Source organism: Mesorhizobium sp. M0909 (assembly GCF_040319515.1).
In the GTDB taxonomy this organism is placed as follows: domain Bacteria; phylum Pseudomonadota; class Alphaproteobacteria; order Rhizobiales; family Rhizobiaceae; genus Mesorhizobium.
Genome location: NZ_JAMYOA010000010.1, coordinates 185,265 through 205,465, shown reverse-complemented (window position 1 = coordinate 205,465; position 20,201 = coordinate 185,265). Strand labels below are relative to the sequence as shown.

General features: G+C 61.5%; 19 protein-coding genes and 1 tRNA gene. 10 read left to right on the top strand and 10 right to left on the bottom strand.

The window, feature by feature from the left end; genetic code table 11:
* Nucleotides 1-5: 5 nt before the first annotated feature.
* Entirely contained in the window at nucleotides 6-1,064 is a 1,059-nt protein-coding gene (locus NKH83_RS18005; protein ID WP_352806168.1) for a D-TA family PLP-dependent enzyme, read from the bottom strand.
* A gap of 141 nt (nucleotides 1,065-1,205) precedes the next feature.
* On the opposite strand from NKH83_RS18005, the gene NKH83_RS18000 reads away from it, so the two are divergent.
* Nucleotides 1,206-1,892, top strand: coding sequence for a D-lyxose/D-mannose family sugar isomerase (locus NKH83_RS18000; protein WP_352480600.1), 687 nt, complete (start codon nucleotides 1,206-1,208; stop codon nucleotides 1,890-1,892).
* A 410-nt stretch (nucleotides 1,893-2,302) separates the two neighbouring features.
* Here NKH83_RS18000 and NKH83_RS17995 read toward each other — a convergent pair whose 3' ends face one another.
* From NKH83_RS17995 to NKH83_RS17970, 6 genes are read right to left on the bottom strand one after another with little or no spacing between them, the layout of a single operon-like run.
* A complete protein-coding gene (locus NKH83_RS17995; RefSeq protein WP_352480601.1) occupies nucleotides 2,303-3,169 on the bottom strand; it encodes an RDD family protein in 867 nt (288 codons plus the stop codon).
* A complete protein-coding gene (locus NKH83_RS17990) occupies nucleotides 3,156-4,187 on the bottom strand; it encodes a stage II sporulation protein M (RefSeq protein WP_352806164.1) in 1,032 nt (343 codons plus the stop codon). The genes NKH83_RS17995 and NKH83_RS17990 overlap by 14 nt, the downstream gene beginning before the upstream one ends.
* Nucleotides 4,184-5,491: a DUF58 domain-containing protein gene (locus tag NKH83_RS17985; protein WP_352806161.1), complete on the bottom strand. Its 1,308-nt coding sequence runs from the start codon at nucleotides 5,489-5,491 to the stop codon at nucleotides 4,184-4,186. Before NKH83_RS17985 ends, NKH83_RS17990 begins: the two co-directional genes overlap by 4 nt.
* On the bottom strand, nucleotides 5,488-6,444 hold the full coding sequence (locus NKH83_RS17980) for an AAA family ATPase (RefSeq protein WP_352806158.1): 957 nt from the start codon (nucleotides 6,442-6,444) through the stop codon (nucleotides 5,488-5,490). Before NKH83_RS17980 ends, NKH83_RS17985 begins: the two co-directional genes overlap by 4 nt.
* Nucleotides 6,431-7,630 carry a DUF4350 domain-containing protein gene (locus NKH83_RS17975; RefSeq protein ID WP_352806155.1) on the bottom strand — a complete coding sequence of 400 codons (1,200 nt, stop codon included), beginning with the start codon at nucleotides 7,628-7,630 and terminating at the stop codon, nucleotides 6,431-6,433. The genes NKH83_RS17980 and NKH83_RS17975 overlap by 14 nt, the downstream gene beginning before the upstream one ends.
* Nucleotides 7,627-8,253, bottom strand: coding sequence for a DUF4129 domain-containing protein (locus NKH83_RS17970; RefSeq protein WP_352458749.1), 627 nt, complete (start codon nucleotides 8,251-8,253; stop codon nucleotides 7,627-7,629). Before NKH83_RS17970 ends, NKH83_RS17975 begins: the two co-directional genes overlap by 4 nt.
* 90 nt (nucleotides 8,254-8,343) lie before the next feature.
* Here NKH83_RS17970 and NKH83_RS17965 point away from each other — a divergent pair, with 90 nt between their 5' ends.
* The gene (locus NKH83_RS17965; protein ID WP_352806152.1) at nucleotides 8,344-9,186 is read left to right on the top strand and encodes a hypothetical protein; all 843 of its coding nucleotides are present in this window, start codon (nucleotides 8,344-8,346) and stop codon (nucleotides 9,184-9,186) included.
* Between the two features lie 63 nt (nucleotides 9,187-9,249).
* Here the strand turns inward: NKH83_RS17965 and NKH83_RS17960 are convergent, their stop codons facing one another.
* Entirely contained in the window at nucleotides 9,250-9,996 is a 747-nt protein-coding gene (locus NKH83_RS17960; protein WP_352806150.1) for an N-formylglutamate amidohydrolase, read from the bottom strand.
* 149 nt (nucleotides 9,997-10,145) lie between these two features.
* Here NKH83_RS17960 and NKH83_RS17955 point away from each other — a divergent pair, with 149 nt between their 5' ends.
* The 6 genes from NKH83_RS17955 to NKH83_RS17930 all read left to right on the top strand — a co-directional run bounded on the left by NKH83_RS17955 (nucleotide 10,146) and on the right by NKH83_RS17930 (nucleotide 16,011).
* The gene (locus NKH83_RS17955; RefSeq protein ID WP_352806147.1) at nucleotides 10,146-10,868 is read left to right on the top strand and encodes a LuxR family transcriptional regulator; all 723 of its coding nucleotides are present in this window, start codon (nucleotides 10,146-10,148) and stop codon (nucleotides 10,866-10,868) included.
* 83 nt (nucleotides 10,869-10,951) lie between these two features.
* Nucleotides 10,952-11,608: an acyl-homoserine-lactone synthase gene (locus NKH83_RS17950; protein ID WP_352806144.1), complete on the top strand. Its 657-nt coding sequence runs from the start codon at nucleotides 10,952-10,954 to the stop codon at nucleotides 11,606-11,608.
* Nucleotides 11,609-11,692: 84 nt separating this feature from the next.
* Nucleotides 11,693-12,121 (top strand): hypothetical protein, encoded by a 429-nt coding sequence (locus tag NKH83_RS17945; RefSeq protein ID WP_352806141.1) that lies wholly within the window; start codon nucleotides 11,693-11,695, stop codon nucleotides 12,119-12,121.
* A 322-nt stretch (nucleotides 12,122-12,443) separates the two neighbouring features.
* Nucleotides 12,444-12,953, top strand: a complete 510-nt coding sequence (locus NKH83_RS17940) for a hypothetical protein (protein WP_352806138.1) — start codon at nucleotides 12,444-12,446, stop codon at nucleotides 12,951-12,953.
* 329 nt (nucleotides 12,954-13,282) lie between these two features.
* The gene (locus NKH83_RS17935; RefSeq protein ID WP_352806135.1) at nucleotides 13,283-14,641 is read left to right on the top strand and encodes a hypothetical protein; all 1,359 of its coding nucleotides are present in this window, start codon (nucleotides 13,283-13,285) and stop codon (nucleotides 14,639-14,641) included.
* A gap of 938 nt (nucleotides 14,642-15,579) precedes the next feature.
* On the top strand, nucleotides 15,580-16,011 hold the full coding sequence (locus NKH83_RS17930; RefSeq protein ID WP_352806133.1) for a YybH family protein: 432 nt from the start codon (nucleotides 15,580-15,582) through the stop codon (nucleotides 16,009-16,011).
* 475 nt (nucleotides 16,012-16,486) lie between these two features.
* On the opposite strand, the gene NKH83_RS17925 is transcribed toward NKH83_RS17930, so the two are convergent.
* Nucleotides 16,487-16,560 (bottom strand) — tRNA-Gln (locus tag NKH83_RS17925).
* Nucleotides 16,561-16,671: 111 nt separating this feature from the next.
* Nucleotides 16,672-17,604: a lysylphosphatidylglycerol synthase domain-containing protein gene (locus NKH83_RS17920; protein ID WP_352806197.1), complete on the bottom strand. Its 933-nt coding sequence runs from the start codon at nucleotides 17,602-17,604 to the stop codon at nucleotides 16,672-16,674.
* A gap of 327 nt (nucleotides 17,605-17,931) precedes the next feature.
* Here NKH83_RS17920 and NKH83_RS17915 point away from each other — a divergent pair, with 327 nt between their 5' ends.
* Nucleotides 17,932-19,362 carry a Ppx/GppA phosphatase family protein gene (locus tag NKH83_RS17915; protein WP_352806130.1) on the top strand — a complete coding sequence of 477 codons (1,431 nt, stop codon included), beginning with the start codon at nucleotides 17,932-17,934 and terminating at the stop codon, nucleotides 19,360-19,362.
* Nucleotides 19,363-19,420: 58 nt separating this feature from the next.
* Entirely contained in the window at nucleotides 19,421-20,131 is a 711-nt protein-coding gene (locus NKH83_RS17910; RefSeq protein WP_254817516.1) for an RlmE family RNA methyltransferase, read from the top strand.
* Nucleotides 20,132-20,201: the final 70 nt, after the last annotated feature.

Here is a 20,201-nt window from a genome sequence, read left to right as displayed (position 1 = left end):
CAGGTTCATTCCATCCGTCCTCGCGCCTTGACCGGGAGCGTCTCGATCACCATCTCGCCTTCGATCAGATGCACCTCGTCGAACAGGTTGGTGACGACGCAGCAATGGTCGGGCACGACGCGCACGCGCTCGCCGATGCGAAGCTCGGCGCCGCCTGACAGCGTGACGTTGCCGTGCTCTTCGCTGAGGCTGGTCACCCTTGCGCCTGAAATGCCCAGCAGCTCGCCGAAATCGGCGAGCCCCAGCGTATCGCTGGAGAGCGCCTTGCTGCCGGCGTCGAGGATGGCGCGTGTCGGCGTTGGGTGGCTGACCACCGTCGACAGCACCGTCAGTGCGCAATCGTCGAGGCTGCCGACGCCTTTGGCGACCTGGTAGCGGTCGAGATAGATGTAGGTGCCGGGCCGGTATTCGGTAACGACGCTATGCTCGCCGGAACGCCACATATCGGGTGTGCCGCCGCTGGAGATGCGCTCGCAAGCAAGGCCGGCTGCGGCAAGTGCTTGCTGCGCATCGGCGAGCCACGCCTCGGTTTCGGCGGCGCGGCCCGCCCCCGGGTAGGTCATCAGGCCGCCGAAGACGAGCCCCCGGACCTTGTCGATCTCGCTCGCCAGCGCGACTGCCTCGCCGGCCGACTGCACACCGCAGCGGCCCATGCCGGTGTCGCATTCGACCAGCACCGGCAGGCGGTGGCCGGGATCGGTAAAGGTGGCGGCAAGCCCCATCAGCGTGTCCATACTGTCCGTTGTCACCGACAGGGTTACGCGGCCGTGCAGCGCCTTGAGGCGTTCCAGCTTGGCCCGCCCGAGGATATTGTAGGGCAGAAAGATGTCGGTCAGTCCGGCATCGGCCATGATTTCGGCCTCGCCGATCTTCTGGCAGGTGATGCCGATGGCCCCGGCCGCGACCTGCTTTTTCGCCCAGTAGGGCAGCTTATGGGTCTTGATGTGCGGCCGGAGCTTCAGCCCGTGCCGGTCGGCATGGGCCTGCGCCCGCGCGATGTTGGCTTCCGCGCGGCGGGCATCGATCAGGATTGCCGGCGTATCGAGGTCGTCTATGCTGCGCATGGAATGTCACCTTTGGGAATTTGTCGGGACTTATGGCCCTGATCGTCGCCGATGTCATGAGGCCAGAATGCGGTTTACGTCGACACCGGATCGGTGTTCGGTTATGCGCTGTAGGCGCCGCCTGAAGAAGGGATCATGATCATGAAACGCTCCGCCATCAACGACATCATCCGCGACGCCGACGCCTTCATCCGTTCGTTCGGCTACATCATGCCGCCCTTCGCCTACTGGACCCCGGAAGAGATGAAGGCGCACCGGCAGGATTCGGCGGCCATCTTCTCGTCGCGGCTCGGCTGGGACATCACCGATTACGGCCAAGGCAAGTTCGACGAGCTCGGCCTATTCTTGTTCACTGTTCGCAACGGCCGCTACGAGGACATGAAGAAGGGCATGGGCATGCTCTATGCCGAAAAGATCATGATCTCGCGCAAGGATCAGCTGTCGCCGATGCACCGCCACAACATCAAGGCCGAGGACATCATCAATCGTGGTGGCGGCAAACTGGTGCTGGAGCTGTTCATGCATGATCGCGATGGCGGCATCGATCAGAAGGCCGAAGTATCGGTGCCTGTCGACGGAACCATGCACAGGCTGCCCGCGGGTGGGCTGCTGAAGCTCGACCCAGGCCAGAGCGTGACGCTGCTGCCGGGCGTCTGGCACGCCTTCTGGGCCGAGGGCAAGGACGTGCTGATCGGCGAGGTCTCTACCGTCAATGACGATCTCACCGACAACGTTTTTCGCGAGCCGATCGGCCGCTTCGCGGACATCGACGAGGACACAGCACCGCTGCACCTCTTGGTGTCCGATTACGAGAAGTGGGTGGGCTAGGGCAGGAGGTGGCGCTGGTCGGAAATGCCGAAACCGATAGCTAGGAGTCCCAATTCAGCTGCTGCAAAAATGTCCGAAAACCGATTGTGCTGTCACTGAATTCGCTCGTGCTATGCAGTGAACAAACGATATCCACCGTGGGCGGCGCTTCTATTCTCACTATTATTAAACGCACTCCGTCATCCAGGATCTCAACGCCCGTTTCTCGTTTCCAATTTCCGCCCACTTGCTGAAGTCTGGGGGGAGGAATCGTCGAATTGCTCTCGCATCGATTCGTCGTTTGGAAAGGGAGTGTCGGTGAGGCTGCTGAATTCTTCCCAGGACCCAGAGACCGCCGCCTGAATTGCGCGATCTATCCTGGATTCCTCAATCGCGCTAATTTTTGACCTGCATCTCGTCCCTCCTCCGGTCTAACGCTGATGCTTGTCGGCCCTGCGGTTGCCCAGCAGGAGCTTGCGTTCGAGATGCGCCCGCAACTCCCCATAATACGCCGTCAGGAATGCGCGTGCGTCATGGGCTTGTGGTGCCGCGCCGATCTTGCGTCCGATCGTTTCGGCCACCGTCCGCAGGGCGAAATAGTCGTCGCGGCGCAGCACCTCCTCCAGCTTGTGGAGTTCGGCAATCCCGTAGGCATCGAGCTGGGTGTGGCTGAACCGGAACGCGCCGGCCGCCGGATCCTGTCGTGCCGACAGGTCTTCAAGCAAGGCGCGCTTCGGCGCCTCGACCACCCAGGTCCCTGCCAACAGGTCGCCAATCCGCATGCGGTCTCGATTGAACAGCGGGAACAAGGCAAACAGCAGCGTCCACACTAGTCCGAAGATTGTCGTCAGTGCGTCTGCAAGGTCGGTCCCGCTGCGTCCGGCGATGATCGACAGCGGCAGGAACACCTCGATCTCGCGCATCAGGTTGCGGGCAATGACCTGGTCGATCGACAGGCCGTCGCCACTGCGCGACGCGACCCGGATGCCGACGATCCGCTTGCCGGGCGTAGACGCGCGCCGGCCTGCTTCGAAGGCGATGAAGTAGGCGTTGCGCAGAAAGAAGATCAGGATGATCCAGACGACGAAGAGCGGCTGAAATCCCTCGCTGCCAAGGCCTCCCACCCCGAACAGCGCGACGATCGTGATCACGATTGCAGCCACGGCGATGAACACGACGTCGAGAAGGAAGGCGGAGGCCCGCGTGCCGGCGTCGGCCAGCCTTATCCGGAGATCGACGCCTTCGGGCGTGATCAGCGGCCGTACGGCCGCGAAGACGGCGCGCCTACCGAGCGCCATGCCGCACCGCCCGGAACAGGTAGAAATAGCCGAGCCACAGCGCCAGCATGCCACCGCCAATGGCGTAGCGCGTGACGTCGCTGGTGATGGTCTGCCTGCCAATGCCCTCGAGCAGCCCGGCAAACAGCAGCATGACCGAGACCCCGACCATGGCGTTCGCGGCAATGCGTCCGGCACGAGCCGCTGCCGCCATGCGTGTCAATTCGCCGGGAAAGGCGATGCTGGTGCCGATGCGCATGCCGGCCGCGCCGGCCAAAGCGATCGCGAACAATTCGGTGGTGCCGTGGATGGCCAGCCAACCGCCGAGCTCCATGCCAAGTCCCTTGGACCAGTAGACTTGGAACAACGCCCCGATCATGCAGTCGTTGAACAGCATCAGCAGCACTGTCGGCACCGCGAAGGCGAAGCCAAGGGCGAAGGCCAGGATTGAGACCTGGACGTTGTGCGTGAACAGATAGGCGGCAAAGCCTGAGAGAAAGCCATTGTCGCCATCATAAAGCATGTTGCGCAGCAGTTCGGCCGACGTGTCGGGGCCGCGGCCTCCTGCCAGTCCGGGCGGGATGATCGCGTCGAACCAGCTCTTGTCGGATGCCACCAGCCAGGCGCCTGCACCAATGCCGATCACCATCAGCGCGACCGACGCCAATGTCTCGCGCCACAGGTCGCGAATGGCCTCGGGCCAGTCGTGCAGGAAGAAATCGGCCAGGCGCTGCCGCAGCCCGCGACGCGCGCCGTAGAGATAGAAATAACCGCGCAGCGACAGCGCTTCGAGATAGCCGACCAACGCATTGTCGAGCGAGGTTGCGCGCGCCACCGACAGGGAAGACAACGCGGATCTATAGAGCAGGGGCAGCGACAGCAGCTCCTCTTCGGAAAGCGTCCGCGGCGCACGCTTCTCGACACGCGCCAGCAGCGCCTCGAATGCCTTCCAGTCGGCCTCGCGCTCGCGGCGGAAGCTGGCCAGCGACTGGCGTACCGCGTCGCCACGTGCAGCATTGTCGACGACTGGCGCCGTCACAGCAAATCCTCCTGCTTGAACTGCAGATAGCGCTCGACCAGCGCGGGACCCAGCCGATTGTGCTCAGCTTCAATCACATGCGCCCCGAGCAGGCGCAGCCGGCCGATGACGACCTGCCTTTCGCGCAAAAGCCCTCCGGCGACGACCGCGCGGGCAACGTCCTCGCCGGAGCGTGGCGGCATATCGGCCAGGCCCTCCAGTTCGGTGTCCTTCATCAGCATGAACAGCACGAGATGCCGTTCGGTGAGCCGGCCCACGGTGCGCAGCATCAATTCCGCGCTGATCGGATCGACGAAATCGGTGAAGATGATGACGAGCGAGCGGCGGTCGAGCCGCGCCGCGAGCGTCGTCAGCGCCAGCGTGAAATTGGTCTCCTCGCTGGAATAGTCGATCTCCGCCGCTCGTTTCTGGATCATCGCAAAGTTGGCGGGGCCGCGCACCGCGCCGCTCGAAACGCGCGGCCTTGCATCGAAGCCGAACAGGCTGACCATATCGCCGCCCTTCAGCGCGATGAACGCCGACAGCAAGGCGGCCGTCACGGCCCGGTCCACCTTAGGCATACCGTCGACCGGCTCGCACATCAGGCGTCCGCTATCGATGGCCAGCACGATGTTGTTGTTCTCCTCGATGCGGAACTCGCGCGCCAACAGCTTGCCGTGGCGGGCGCTGCGCTTCCAGTCGATCATCCGCCGGCCCATGCCCGGCTGGTAATCCTTGAGCGCGTCGAACTCGCGGCCTTGACCGGCGCGGCGCTGCGCATGGCCTTCGGCAAGCGCCGCATGTTGCAGAAGCGTGATCGCTTCGCCGCGAGCGCTGCTGACGTCGGGCAGCACCGCAACCTTGCTTTCCACCGGCAGCACGACCTGGTTCCAGACCAGCCCAAACGGCCCGCGCCAGCGCACCCAGAGACGGTCGAAGCTGGCGACGCCGCGCCGCAGCGCCTGGAAGCGGAGGTTGAGCGACCCGCCTCTGGCGGTCGGCTGCAAGGCCCCGCCGCTGCCGCTCACCGGCGCCAGACGCGCATCGTGGCCGACGCGAGCCTCGGCGGCGCGCGGCCCCGAGTGACGAGCGGTGATTTGCACGCCGAATTCCCCACCGACACCGACCTGCTGCGGCGCATCGATGCTGGCATTCAGCGATGCCCGTCCGCGTCCCGCCGCGGCATCCACCGCCAGGAAGGCAAGCAGCAGGCAACTCCACAGCAATCCCAGATACCAGAAGGACGGCAATGCCAGCGCGACCAGGAAGGCCGGCACCGCGCCGGCAGCAGCTGCCCACACCGCTCGGCCGCTGGGATAGATCAACGTGGTGCTTCCGTCTGGTCGACCAGGTCGGAGACGATCTGCTCGACCAGGCGGCCGTCGATCTGGGCGGCAGGCGAAAGGATGACGCGATGGCGCAGTGCCGGCACCGCCAGCGCCTTGACGTCGTCGGGGATCACATAGGCGCGTCCGTCCAGCGCCGCCCGGGCACGCGCCGCCCGCGCCAGCATGGCGCCGGCGCGCGGGCTGGCTCCGACTTCCAGATCAGCATTTTCGCGCGTAGCCCGAACCAGCGCCGCTATGTAGCCGACGACATCGTCGACAAGGGTGACGGAGCCGACGACTTCAAGGGCCTCCTGCAGCGTCTCGCGGTCCGTCTGCGCCTTGATGCCGTATTGCGCGATGTCGTGCGAGGCGAAGCCGCCGCCGTGATGGACGATGATGGCCCGTTCTTCCTCGGGGCCGGGATAGCTGACGCGGTGCTTGAACAGAAAGCGGTCGAGCTGCGCCTCCGGCAGCGGATAGACGCCCTGGTGCTCGATCGGATTCTGGGTCGCGACGACCATGAAGTTGCGGCCGAGCGAATGCGTGGTGCCGTCGAACGTGACCGCATGTTCTTGCATCGCCTCGAGCAGTGCGGCCTGCGTCTTGGGCGGCGTGCGGTTGATTTCGTCGGCAAGCAGGAGATCGCAGAAGATCGGGCCGCGCGTCAGCGTGAACTGCCCGGTCTGGAAGTTGTAGATGTTCGACCCGACGATATCGCCGGGCATCAGGTCCGGCGTGAACTGGATCCGCCCGTAGGCGATCCCAAGCGCCTGGGCGAAGCAGCGCGCCGTCATGGTCTTGGCCGTGCCGGGAGGACCTTCGAGCAGGATATGCCCGCCCGCAAACAAGGCGGTCAGCATCAGGTCGACTGTATCGTGCTGCCCGGTAATCGCCTTGGCAACTTCTTCCCTGATCCGTGTCGCCAGGGCCTTCACATCATCGACGTTCACCGAGCCTCCTTGCCGTCCAGTCGTGCAGCCGTTCTGCTGCCTGTTGCATCTGCGCCAGGTTCTTCGCCTCGCCGGCGGCTTGCGAACGCGTCGTGAAGCCGCCAGCTTGTTCCTTATCGCGAGAGTCGAGCCAGCGGTCGAGCGCTTTGCCTTGCAGTCCGTGCGGTGCCCCGAGCAGCGCGCCGGCGCGCACCCGCATCAAGGCCGCATAGCGGCCTCCCAGCTCATCCAGCCGGCCGGCACGCCGCATGAGCATCGCCGTCGTATAGACCAACCCACCCGTGACGCAGGCGATACCGCGCAGGTGTAAAACCCGCCGGCCCCAACCGCCAAGGCCATGCAGGAACGCCAGCGCCGCCGCGATCAGGATCGTCAGTGTCAGCGCCAGGAACGGCGGCTCGACCAGAAGCTTGGCCAGATCATACTTCCGCCCCGCGCCGTGCAGCGTCAGATCGAACATCACCGGGCCGTCGTCGGGCTGGAGCAAGGCAATCAGCCCGAGCGCGGCTGCTGCCTTTTCGGGATCCTTGAGGGCGGCGTTGTTGATCAGGTCGGGGTCAGTCAGGATATAGAACGGCTTGTCGTCCAGTTCGGTAAGCACAGCCTTGTCATTGCCGGCTGCGATGAGAGGGTACTTGTCTGCCACCCACTGCAATTCTTCGGGTGCGGCAACCATGTTGCCTTCGATGTCGAGTTGCTTTGCCGTGCTCTGGCCGGCACCGATCTTCGCATCGGCGATGCGGCCAAGCCATTCGTTCACCACCGAACCGGGCAATCGCCCGAATTTCATGTTCCAGCCTTCATGCCCCTGCAGCGGCAGGATCTGCCATTTGGGCAGCACGAAGAGCGTGTTCTGGTCCTGGCGAAGATTGAGGATGCGGCCAAGCGCCTCCTGGTCGCTGTCGGGCGAGATGGTGACGATCAGCAGTATATCTCTGGCAAGATCATCTTCGGTCCGCGCCATCAAGGGCGCTTCACCGGTCAGCCGCAGCCATTCCACCAGACCGGCGTAGCCGACGCCGCTCTTCGACAGCGGCGTGGCGCCGCCATTGCCGGGTTGCCGGAAATCGGGAGCATAGGTGGACAGCAGGAAGAAACCGGCTGCCGCAAGCAGGCTGGCGAAAATCCCCCAAAACAGTGTCTTTCGATTGAACGGCTCCTGTGCCTCGACCGCCGGTGCGCTCACGTCCAGGCATCCCGGAAGGCGAAACGTTCATAGGCGCCGCGCGCTTGCCGCCAGCCTTCCGCGCCAACTGGCCGGCGCGCGAACAGCGCCGCCTCGACGATGCGGGCGATCTCGGTAAACGCATGGCGTGCCCTTCCCGGCAGGGAAGGGGCATTGGCGATGTCGCGCGCCGTGAGCGACGGGCGCAGGAAGTCCGGCAGCCGGCCGGCAATATCGGCGACGCTGCGCCGAAGCAAAAGGTGAACCGCCTCGTCATAGTCGCCGCGTGCGGCCAACGCATCGGCTTGCGACAACAGGATCTGCGCGGCGCCGGCGTCTGGGCGCCAGGCTTCTTCGTCTTCGACTTCGGGCCGCGCGCGCTGCCACGGCAGCCGCCAGGCGATGCCTTTCACCTCGAGGAAGACCAAAAGCAGGATGATTGCGACGCCCGATATCACCGCCCCCCAGAACAGATAGATCATGTAGGGGCCGAGCCACGACAAAAAATCCTGCAGCGGCTTCAGCCACTCGGGCGGCTTCGGCGGCACATAGGCCGGCAGGTCGAACTGGATCGACTCATCGGCGATCAACTGCTTGTGCAGATTGGTCAGCCGTTCGGCTTCCGCTGTGCCTGGCTGTGCCACCGCCACCCGCTCCCTGCAACCTGTGGTTCCCAGCCGACACTGACAATACAGCGGAACAATTGCAAGTGGGCTGGACGGCGACGGCTAATCTTGGCAGAATTACTTCCAGGGCGCCGTGATACTGTTACGGCGAAACACCGGGGGGAAATCATGGCTTCAACGACACTGGAACGGCCTGAGAAATTCGAGATCGGCAGGGTGTTCAACAACAGCTTCGCCGTAATCGGCCGCAACATCGGCTTGTGCGTTGGGCTCGCGCTGCTGTTTTCAGGCTTGCCGGCGATTATTCTTCGGCTGTGGAGCCAACCACAAATAGATGCGGTTCTGCAGGGCGACCCCGGCGCCGCGGCCGATCCGTCTATGATGTTTCAGAATTCATGGATTACGGTTATTACGGGATTGCTATCGTTCGTTTTCGCGCTGCTGCTACAATCGGCGCTGGTGCGGGCGACGATCGAGGACTTGAATGGCAAGCGGCCGACGTTTGGCGACTGCATTCAGATAGCCATCCGCAATTTGCTGCCGACCCTTGGTATTGGCCTGCTCGTCGGCCTGGGTGTAGGCCTGGCGTCGATAGCCTTGCTGGTTCCCGGCATCATCTTATGGCTCGGATGGTGCGTGGCGGTGCCGGTTCTGATCCAGGAGCGGCTTGGCGTGTTCGGTTCGATGTCGCGCAGCCGTGTCCTGACCAAGGGCAACCGCTGGCCGCTATTTGGCCTGTTCTTGATCCTGATGGTCATCGCGATGGTCATCCAGTGGGTGATGCTGGCAGTCATCGTCATGTTTGGCGGGATCATTGCAGATGTGGCGGCCGCCTTGGTGTCGACCGTACTGTCGATGGTGCTGTCGGTGGCCACTGCGGTCAGCTATGTCGAACTGCGTCAGGTCAAGGAAGGCACCAGCGTCGAAGAACTGTCGCAAATCTTCTCCTGAGGACGGTGGAGGCTTTTCACCGACGGCTCGGCTCTCGCGTTGCGCTCGAGCAGCCGAGCTTGGTCACAACGCCTTTGTCTGCTGCGCCGGCAACGCTGCGGCCAGGCGCTTCGCCCATTCCTCGATGCCGGTGGGGCTCGCCAGCAGGTCCTGCCTGATCTCGATGAGGACAGCCGGAATGCGGCGATCGTCGCCATGGACCGGTATGGCGTAGTCGCCGTCGCGCCTGATCACGTAGGGCTCGTTTGCCGCGGCGTTGAGCGCACCGCCGATGTTCAGGCCGGCAAGCACTGCCTGGCCGAACTCGATTGCCTGGTCGTAAAGCACGCCGGCGTGCCAGGGCCTGCCAACACCGAGGAAGACCGGGGTGAAGGAGTGGATCGTCGCGATCCGCGTCGCTCTGCCCTGCTTCGCCCGGTCGTCGAGATGGGCGGCCACGCGGTCATGAAACGGCGCGAACATGATTTCGGCACGCCGGCTTCGTTCCTCCGGATCGAGGCCGACATCGCCGGGGATGTCCTCCGATTGCACCGGGATGCTGCCGCTGGAACCAGGCGGCCGTCCTCGGTCAGGCTCTGGATGATGGTGTGGATCACCTTCGACGCCATTGGCCCGCGCCGCCGCCAGAAGGCGCTCCTGGTTGGGGATCGTCTGCGACGCCGTCTGCCGGTAGAAATAGTGATCGGGACCGCGCTCCGGATGCGCCGGATCGGCGCCGGGCTCGAGCCAGACCCGCTGCATGTCGACCAAGAGCAGCGCGGTTGCGCCGGCCCGGAACGGCTCGTTTTGTTTCGGCAGTGATGGCGTCATGCTTGGTCCTGTGTTGCTTATCACAATCCGGCTGATTTAGCTGATTTTGGTCCGCGCGTCCTGCGTGGCGGACACACTTATTGGGAGTATTCGAAGTCGCTAATTTGAGCTAAACTTTGTTTTCGGGCGTGGAGACGGGGGTCTCTGTCATGATCGATTCAGACGTGTTCGACTTTGTCGAACGCTGCAGGAACCATACAGCCACCGGGCCGCTGCTGAGCGACCTTCTTGATACCGTGAGGAATCTCGGCTTCGAACATCTTATCCTGAGCGGTGTGCCCCTCAGTGGCCAGAAACTTGCGCCGATGGTTGAACTGAATGGCTGGCCGGCGGGCTGGTTCGAACGCTATGTCGAGGCCGAGCATGCCGCGGTTGATGGTGTTTGCATCTACTCGGCAAAGACCCTGAAGCCGTTCCTTTGGTCCGAAGTCCCGGCAAAGTGGTCGGATACGGAAGGTTCACGACGCGTCGCCGGCGAGGCGACGGAGTTCGGCATCTGTAGCGGCTTCGCCGTGCCGATGCTCAGCATTCACCATTGGCAATCCGTGCTGTCGTTTGCGTCTTCCGCGAAGTCCTGCACCCTGTCGCCGCGCCATCAAGTGCAACTGGTGACCATGGCGGTCTATGCCGGCATGTCGATCCAGGCGTTGGCGAATGACGATGATGACGATGAAGGCGTGCTGACCGACCGCGAAAAAGAGGTGCTGCTCTGGGCCGCGGCCGGCAAGACCTCGTCGGAAACATCCCAAATCCTTGGTCTGAGCGAGCGCACCGTCAAATGGCACTCCACACGAGCCAGGGAAGCGTTTGGCGTCGCCACGACCACGCAGGCGGTCGTCGAGGCAGTGCGCCGGCGCCTGATCCACCCCTAAGCACGTCAACTGTCCTATCGGACAGGTGACGTACATTAGCGCGGCTGCAAATATCCCTGCGAGAACGATCGGGGGATCGCGCCATGATAACGGCCCACGTAGTCAACGCGCATAACAAGCATCTCTACGAAAACGAATTCGACGAATTTCTGCGCCGCCGGCACGATTTCTTCGTGCATCAAAAACGCTGGCGCCCTCCGAGCCCGGATGGTCGCGAACTGGATCAATTCGATACAGACGCGGCGACATACCTGCTGGGCATTGAAGACGATCGCGTAGTGACTTCGGCTCGATTGATCCCAACGAGCGAGCCGCACATGGTCTCGGAGGTTTTTTCTCACATGTGCGAAAAATCGGGCGTCCCAAGACGTCCTGATTGGGCCGAATGGACCCGCACATTCGTGGTTCCCGATAAGCGAACTGCCGGACTGAGGGGCACGCTGACGCAGCTGTGCTGCGCCGTGATGGAATACGCTCTAGACGAGGGCCTCAGCGCCGTCGGCGGCGTCCAGGAGACATATTTCATGCCGCACCACGGCGCACTCAAATGGCGCGCCGAGCCGATGGGCATGGCGAGGGAAGAAAACGGCGAGTGGTACATCGTCGCGTATATCGAAGTGAACGAGGCGGCGCTGGCGAGTGTACGGAAGATTCTGCGCACCGACAATTCTCTGCTGGTCAGGCGCGGAGCCCAGCCACCATTTCTCCGTTGGCCCGAGAAGCGCTTGGAGGTCGCCTGACGCCCGCCTGCCGGAGCTGCTCGGCCGGAGTAACGATTGTTGATGCAGTATCGGCGCAGCTAACACTTGATCGAGGAGGATGAGTTGATCCGATATGCGGTTGTAGCAACGATGTTCATGTTAGGCACTGGCTTTTCAGCGGATGCTGCAGTTTACGCGTGTAAATTCAATGATGGCGAGACAGAAGTTGGAAATTGCAAATTGGATTCCGCAGGTGTGAGTTCTTGCGACTATACTTATGCAGCGCAGACTCCCGCCTTGATCGCTACGTGCGAAGCGTGGAACTATGACGGTTCATATACCTCCATAAAATGCGCCTTCCATACTGCTGAGGCTCAAACAAAAGCGTTTCTTGCGCCGAGCAAGGCTGGTGTTCTAATTTTGGGGCCTGGCTTCATCGCCGCTGGCATTACGTTTGGCACTCCTGAAGCTCCTGACCCCCATGACATTTTGGTCTGGTTCAGCGAGGGGTCGGACGCAAAATCCTTCCAAGCATATTGCGAGAACACGTAGCGGAAGGGCGCCGGTCTCGGGAATCATTGTGTCGCAAACGCCGCGAAGCCGAGGGCGTTACGCGGCTTTAGAATTACCGAGGGAGAAGCCGGCAGAGCCTCGGACCTAGTCGAACGTCGCAGCCTTCTGCGGCGCTGGCACAGCGCCTCATTCATCGGCAACATAAGAGTGTCAACACCAAGAGAAGGGTTTCGCCGTTCCCCGCTAACAACAGCAGAATCACGTAATTGCATGGTGATTATATATATCAATAATATAAATAACTGTTGTGAACTACAAAAAATGAGAGTATATTCGTTATTGTTCAACGTGGGAGGATGAAATGGATAGAACTGGTAGAGACATAGCTGCGTACTCTGTCGCGATGTCGTTAATGTTGTTCGCATCGGTTGCGGTGGCTGCAGGAAAATTCACGAATACGGGCACACCAATCCCTCTAGAGAAGCTAATTGGTAAGAATGAATGGCTGAAGAAGCATGCAAAAGATGAGAGACAGTTCACGTATACGATAAGTGTCGACTGCGGTGATTACACTACGAAACGGATATATATCCTGCGAGGCGATCAAGGAAACTACATTGAGGATTTCTGCGGGAGTATTTTTAACGGCGCATTGACATACGTCAGCTCGGACCCGGTAGTGGTTCAGGGTGTGACAATTAACGGGCTGCGCTACAACTCGACTGATGAAGCCGGAGAGTGGAAATATTTCTTCGGGTCAGATGATCTAGGCGGTGGGCAATATTTCCTGACCTTCGATGGCGCGCACTATGTCCCAGGGGAAGATCCCGGGTTCGGTGGTGGAGAGGTTGCTGAACGTACTCAGCCATAGTTGCACTGAGCTGAGTTTGTGACGAGAAAGTCCTCGTCCCTTGACGTCAGACAGGTTCTGGTTATTGGGAGTGGTGGAGAGATTCTGTGGGTAAACGCGCGCGCGACGTACAAATTAGTGCACCACTAACCGAGGACTCACTCGTTCTTTCCGAGGAGGAGATAGAGGCGGCCATATCGTCGTTTTGTAAAATTACCGCTCTATCAGATAGGGCGCTTCGCATAATAAACTCACGAAGCGCTTTGGATTTACCTTTAGATTTACCTGCTGTCGAAAGTAGACGAGAAGAAATATTTAGATTAACAATCTATAGTGTCGATGAGCGGATAGTGTACACGCTGCTGTACGATCGGGTTGAGAACACCGTCACGGAAATATCTCGTACAGCCTTGCACCCGCTGCCGCTTAGTGAAGAGATCGAAATAGCCAAGAAAGTTCTGCTGGAGGATGCACAGGCCAAGGGAATTCGACTTCCGTCTCTCTTTCTACCGATTCCAGCCACGATGGAGCTGGATCCACTCAGTTCTAGTTCGCCGCGAACAGTTCTTATCGGGATCCGTGGCTTGTCTTGGGAGGACGCAAAGGTCGTTGGTGTCGATCCTTATGAACGGCGCATTTATCAAAACGCGATGATTGCGCCCAAAGGCTTTAGACATCGCTCAACCGGCTGCGGCGCGCCCACGCCCGCCAACCAGACACCTACAACAGGGAGATCGGGCACGCGCGTTCTCACCATTCGGCGGAACGGAGTGACAATCTGGCAGGCTCTCGTCGTTAGACCCGCTCAATCGTCGGCTACTAATGGATCAGGAATCGAACTTCGCAACGTCGAGTATCGGGGCGTCACCGTGCTCGATCGGGCTCATCTACCCATTCTAAACGTAAAGTACGACGGCGACGCGTGCGGACCCTACCGTGATTGGCAAAACTATGAAAGTCCATTCGAAGCGGTGGGAACTGACGTCTCGCCAGGATTTCGAGAGTGCACCTCAATGCCTCGCACCATTATGGAATCGGGCGACGATCAGGGATCTTTCGCTGGCGTCGCTATCTACGACGACGGAGCTGGCGTGCATTTGGTCAGCGAGCTGGAAGCTGGTTGGTATCGCTATATTACTCGTTGGTATCTCTCGGATTCTGGGACATTGTCAGCACGATTTGGTTTCGCTGCGGTTGGCAGCGCATGCGTCTGCAATCGCCATCATCATCATGCGTACTGGCGTTTCCAATTCAACATGGGCGGTGGGGGTACCAATTCGGTCTGGTCTGTGGAGAAGACTATAGCCGGAGAAACCTTGCAGCCAGTCAACTTCGAAACGCCATGGCTACGATCAACCATGCCTACACGTCGATTTCAGGTCGAATCGCCTGATAGGAATATCCGCTGCCGTCTGGAGCCCGGTCCAGGAGATATCAGCGCAACTGAGTTAGATGATTGGCCGTTTGGAAGAGGTGATGTATGGCTTCTCCGACACAAAAACGCAGAGCTCGACGACGGCATCGAAGCAGTTGGCCCGCCTTACGAAACAGGGGTGGGTAGTTTTGTCAACGGCGAGGCGCTGAGCGGTTATCCGCTGGCCCTCTGGTACGCTGGGCACTTTACCCATGATCTGTCAACGATGGCCGCCGCCGCGCATGACCATCTTGTTGGCGTCGATTTGAACTTCTCGGCGCCTAAATCCAGTTAGGCTGAGATAGCCCATAAGGGACTCAGAATAGCTTTTATGGGTGGCTGATCAGATTTGGAACGGAAGCATAGCCAACATTTGCGAGATAGGTGGCGCATTCTGAGAATGTGGTTGCCTATTGAATTGGCCGGTGGCCAAGGTTGACGCTTTGGCGCAGCTTTCGGCTCTTTCTCGATCGAGCCGACATTTGCCATGCCATCGCGTTGGCGCTTTTTGAATGAAGCGGCTTCCATTTGAGCGCCCATTCCCATGTCGTCAACATTAGGTGACCCATCTCGCCTCGGGTAGAGACATGCGGATCAAGGACTGTCACGAGGGCTCCTGGTAAGCTCGACAACTCCCTGGACTGCTGTCCAGAAAAATGGGCCAAGCTGTTAATTTCTTGCGGCATATGGCCAATTGGCTGGGAATTACGGAATTACGGTGACAGTGCACTATTTCTTTTCGCCGCCTGCCTCGTTTTCCGAATTTCACGGCTTTGCCGATTTGCCCGGCGATGCTCTTGGCCCACGGGTGCGTCGAAAACCGCGACATCGGCGACAATGCCCGGCGTTACGGCATAGAGAAGACACCCGAAGGGAATTACAGTAACAGTGCACTATTTTCGCCCCCCTACCTCGGTTTGCGGGTTTCACGGCTTTGCCGATTTGCCTGGCGATGCTCTCGGCCCCACGGGGTGTATCGAAAACCGCGGCACCGGCAACAGGGCAGTATTCGATGAGTCTTCGGACGTGAAAACACTTTGGCTCACCCGTAGGGTGCCGGGGGATGCGGCAGACCGGGAACGCCGGCAAGGTGCACCATGCGCCGGGGCGACATGGTAAAAGGTGCACTCACCGTAATTCTGATCTATACTCTGGACACCAGCCCGAACGCCTACGGCAAGGGCGGATCAAGCGCATGATAGTGTTCTCTTTTAGTCATGTGGCGATGCTAAGATGTTAGCCTCCGACCTGACGAAATTCATCGAGCAGGATCATCTGGCTCTGGATGCCTTCGTAAAGGGCGATCCTGAGCCCCTGAAAAACCTCTACTCGCGACGGGACGACGTCATTATTGCCAATCCCTTTGGCCCGCCGGCGAAGGGATGGAGAAAGGCCGCTGAGACGATGGAACGGGCCGCCACCAATTACCGGCACGGCCAGGCCATCGGCTTTGAGCGCATCTCGGAGTATGCGACAGCCGACTTGGGATACATCATCGAGGTCGAGCGGTTCCAGTCCAAGGTCGGTGGTGGCAACAAACTGGTGCCGATTGCGCTTCGAGTCACCACCATATTCCGGCGCGAGGAAGGCGCGTGGAGGATCGTCCTTCGTCATGCCGATCCGATAACCTCGGCACGCCCGCCGACGTCCATTCTCGGGGAGTAGAAGGGTTGCCGGAGAGGTTTTAGGAATTACGGTGACGGTGCACTAATTTCTTTTCGCCGCGTGCCTCGTTTTCCGAGTTCTCACGGCTTTTGCCGATTTGCCCGGCGATACTCTCGGCCCACGGGTGCATCGAAAACCGTAACATCGGCGACGCGGCAATGCTCGATGAGCAGTTCTTGCGGAACTTATAGTCTTCGGACGTGAAAACACTTTGGCTCGCCGGTACGGTGCTGGGGGGATGCGGCAGACCGGGAACGCCGGCAAGGTGCACCATGAGGCGGGGGCGATATGGTAAAAAGTGCACTGTCACGGTAATTCCGTCCGCTCAACTCTTGATGTGCACTACCTCGTGCGAGATCCGACGCTGGCGAAAAGCGCCAGCGCAAAGCTCGAGGGGAATAAAAATTCCCAACCAAGTGCCCAACTGACACTAGCGGGTCGGGTCTGAGCAGCCGGAAATGTGAGTGAAATCAACTGGCTGGGGAACCTGGATTCGAACCAGGACTAACGGAGTCAGAGTCCGTGGGTCTACCGTTAACCTATTCCCCAGCAGGCGCTTGTCGCGCAGGGTGGGCCGCCAGGCAGCCGCGCGGCCCTTGTAGCCGCCGCCGGAAAATAGTCAACCCTGTGTCGGCGTTCAATCGTCGTCTTCCGGCGCCCTCAATTCTCGCTGCGGCTGTATTGCGAGTGCTCGAAAAACAGCACCACGCCGAGCGCGATCAGCAGCGGGATGATCAGGTAGAACAGCCGGAACACCAGCAGCGCCGCCAGTACGCCGACCTGGTCCATATGTGACAAGCCCGCAAGGAACACCACCTCGAACACGCCGAGCCCGCCCGGCGCATGCGAGATCTGCGCGATCGAGAACGACACCAGGAAGACGCCGAGCACGACGAAATAGCCGGGATTGCCGACGGCGGGCAGGGCGAAGAAGATGATCGCCGCCGCCGCCAGCAGCTCGATCGGGCCGACCAGCAATTGCCGCGCCACGATCGGCAGCGCCGGGTAGTGCAGCTGAAAGCTGCCGATCCTCAGCGGCCTCAGATGCAGCCAGCTGCCGAAGACATAGGCCGCCACCACGAGCAGCATGGCAAGGCCGGCCGCCTGCGCCAGCCGGTGATGCGGCGTGCCGGAAAACCGGTCGATCACCTCAGGCTCGAGCAGCAGGACGATGCTTGAGACGAACAGTGTCGACAGCACGAAGGTGATCCAGCAGATCGCCACCAGAACGCCGACATCCTGCCCGGTCAGGCCCTTGGTGCCGTAGGCGCGGTAGCGGATCACCGCACCGGAAAACACTGAGCCGCCGATATTGTGCGACAGCGCGTAGGTGGTGAACGAGCAGAAGGTGACGAACAGCCACGACACTTTTTTGCCGATGTGCAGAAGCGCAATGTGGTCGTAGCCGGCGAGCGAGGCATAGGCGACAACCGAGCTCAGCGCCGCGAGCACCCAGCCGCGCGCCGGGATGGCGACGATGCCGTCCCAGACATCGTCGAGCGAGATGCCGCGCAATTCGTGCAGCAACAGCCACAGCGAGAACACCACCGCGGCGATCCCGATGACGGGCCAGAAATAGCGGCTCCAGTTCATTGCCTGATGATCATGCGTTGCAGCCCGTACCCGTTTTCCGGTTCGCAGCAGGAAAACCGCCCGCGGTCCCGAATGTTTCATTTCAGAAATGCCTCATTGAAGCCGGCTATTCAACCGGGAAGGCGCGCTGTGGCGCTGGCGTCTTTCCTTCTCCCACAACAGGGGAGAAGGGATCACCAACGTCGCCGCCCTTCATGCCGCCGGCAAAATTCGGCCCTTGCACTCTTGGTGATCCGGCCCGGCGCTGATAGTCTGGCCGCAACTTGAACATGTAAAAGCGCCTGCTGCGTCCGGTCTCCGGTTCGCGCGGCGCCGGAAGGAACGACAGTGGAAGACCACGAAGCCGGCGCTGGCGCGCCGGAAGTGGGCGTGTCCAGGGGTTCGTCGCCGCCATCCGGCGAGGCAAACCCAGCCGCCGGACGCTACGGCCGTCAGGTGCAGCCCCGGTCCGGCAATGGACAGGCTGGCGACACGTCCCACGATCACAAGGGTCAGAACGGCCCCCATCAGAACGGCAAACCCAAGAAGCGGCGCAAGCGGCGGCGCGGGCGCAAGGTTTTTGCACGCGACGAGGCTCGTCCGGTGATAACAGGCACTTCGGTGCCCGCCGCCGGCGGGGCCTCGGCCGCTCGCCAGCCCCAGCCGGCGGCTTCGATCGCGCCCCAGTCCTCGATCGCGCAATCGGCTTCAATCGCGCAATTGCCTCCAGCCTTGCCAAGGCCGGGGCAAGGTGCCCGCACGCCGCCACCGCTGCAGGAATTGCCGGTGTTTGCCGCGCTCGACCTCGGCACCAACAATTGCCGCCTGCTGGTCGCGGTGCCGACGCGCCATGGCCAGTTCCGCGTCATCGATGCCTTCTCGCGCATCGTCAGGCTGGGCGAGGGGCTCACCGCCAATGGCCGGCTTGGCGAGGCTGCAATGGACCGCGCGGTCGAGGCGCTGAAGATCTGCGGCGACAAATTGCGCAACCGCAAGGTCAGGAAGGCCCGGCTGATCGCCACCGAGGCCTGCCGCACCGCCGCCAACGGCGTCGAGTTCCTCGAACGCGTCGAGCGCGAGGCCGGCCTGAAGCTCGAAATCATCGACCGCCAGACCGAGGCGCGGCTGGCGGTGTCGGGCTGCGGCTCGCTGGTCGAGCGCGACACGCAAGGCGTCGTGCTGTTCGACATCGGCGGCGGCTCGTCCGAAATCGCGCTGATCGACCTTACCGGCCAGCGCTCGCCAAGGCTCGCCAACCATATCGTCTCGTGGACGTCGCTGCCGGTCGGCGTCGTCTCGCTGGCCGAGCGTTTTGGCGGCCGCACAGTGACGCGCGAGATCTTTGGCGCCATGGTCGACGATGTCGCAATGCGGCTGCGCGCCTTCGACGGGCGCGACCGGCTGAGCCACCTCCTGTCCAGCCCGAAATTCCATCTGCTCGGCACCTCGGGCACGGTGACGACGCTGGCCGGCGTCCACCTCGATCTCGAACGTTACGACCGCCGCCGCGTCGACGGGTTGTGGATGGATCGCGACAGCGTCGACCGCATGGTCGAAAAGCTGGTCGGCTGGGATTTCCAGCAGCGCGTCGCCAACCCTTGCATCGGCGCCGACCGCGCCGACCTGGTTCTGGCCGGCTGCGCCATATTGGAGGCGATCCGTGCCGTCTGGCCGTCCGAACGGCTGCGTGTCGCCGACCGCGGCCTGCGCGAGGGCATACTGAGCGAGTTGATGGCCGATGACGGCGTCTGGCGCAACAGCGGGCGGGGCAGAGCATGATCCCGAAAAGTGGCTGCCGGTTTTCGGACAAGATCATGCTCAAACAAGTAATCAAGCAATGACCAAAAAACCGGAAAGACCGAGCTCCGCCGGCATTCGCGTGCTGAAGACGAAGATCAAGAAGAAAAGCGGCTTGAAGGAATCGTCGCGCCGTTGGTTGCAGCGCCACATCAACGATCCCTATGTCCAGCGCTCGAAGGCCGACGGCTATCGCTCGCGCGCCGCCTACAAGCTGATCGAGATCGACGACAAGCACCATTTGCTCAAGCCCGGCATGAAGGTGATCGACCTTGGTGCGGCACCCGGCGGCTGGTGCCAGGTCGCCGCCGCACGTACCAAATCTACCGCGGAACACCCGAACGTCGTCGGCATCGATTACCTGGAGATGGACGCGGTGCCGGGCGCGCCGGTGCTGCTGATGGATTTCCTCGATCCGCAGGCGCCTGAGAAGCTGGCCGAGACGCTGGGCGGTCAGCCGGACATCGTGCTCTCCGACATGGCCGCACCCACCACCGGCCACAAGCGGACCGACCACATCCGCACCATGCATCTGTGCGAGGTGGCGGCCGATTTCGCGCTGTCGGTATTGAAGCCGGGCGGACATTTCCTTGCCAAGACGTTTCAGGGCGGCGCCGAGAACGAATTGCTGGCGAGACTCAAGCGGAATTTCCGCTCGGTCCATCACGTCAAGCCGCCGGCCTCACGCGACGAATCGGTGGAGCTCTATCTCTTGGCGAAAGATTTTAAAGGCGGAAACGGCACGGCGTGAAAATCGCTCTGTAGCGGTCCTTCGCGCCCCCCTCTGGCCTGCCGGCCATCTCCCCCACGAGGGGGGAGAT

Excerpts from the sequence above, each read along its gene's own strand:
- NKH83_RS17920 (WP_352806197.1), bottom strand. The coding sequence starts at position 17,604 with ATGAACTGGAGCCGCTATTTCTGGCCCGTCATCGGGATCGCCGCGGTG.
- NKH83_RS17950 (WP_352806144.1), top strand. The coding sequence starts at position 10,952 with ATGATAACGGCCCACGTAGTCAACGCGCATAACAAGCATCTCTACGAA.
- NKH83_RS17910 (WP_254817516.1), top strand. The coding sequence starts at position 19,421 with ATGACCAAAAAACCGGAAAGACCGAGCTCCGCCGGCATTCGCGTGCTG.
- NKH83_RS17960 (WP_352806150.1), bottom strand. The coding sequence starts at position 9,996 with ATGACGCCATCACTGCCGAAACAAAACGAGCCGTTCCGGGCCGGCGCA.
- NKH83_RS17955 (WP_352806147.1), top strand. The coding sequence starts at position 10,146 with ATGATCGATTCAGACGTGTTCGACTTTGTCGAACGCTGCAGGAACCAT.
- NKH83_RS17940 (WP_352806138.1), top strand. The coding sequence starts at position 12,444 with ATGGATAGAACTGGTAGAGACATAGCTGCGTACTCTGTCGCGATGTCG.
- NKH83_RS17930 (WP_352806133.1), top strand. The coding sequence starts at position 15,580 with ATGTTAGCCTCCGACCTGACGAAATTCATCGAGCAGGATCATCTGGCT.
- NKH83_RS17995 (WP_352480601.1), bottom strand. The coding sequence starts at position 3,169 with ATGGCGCTCGGTAGGCGCGCCGTCTTCGCGGCCGTACGGCCGCTGATC.
- NKH83_RS18005 (WP_352806168.1), bottom strand. The coding sequence starts at position 1,064 with ATGCGCAGCATAGACGACCTCGATACGCCGGCAATCCTGATCGATGCC.
- NKH83_RS18000 (WP_352480600.1), top strand. The coding sequence starts at position 1,206 with ATGAAACGCTCCGCCATCAACGACATCATCCGCGACGCCGACGCCTTC.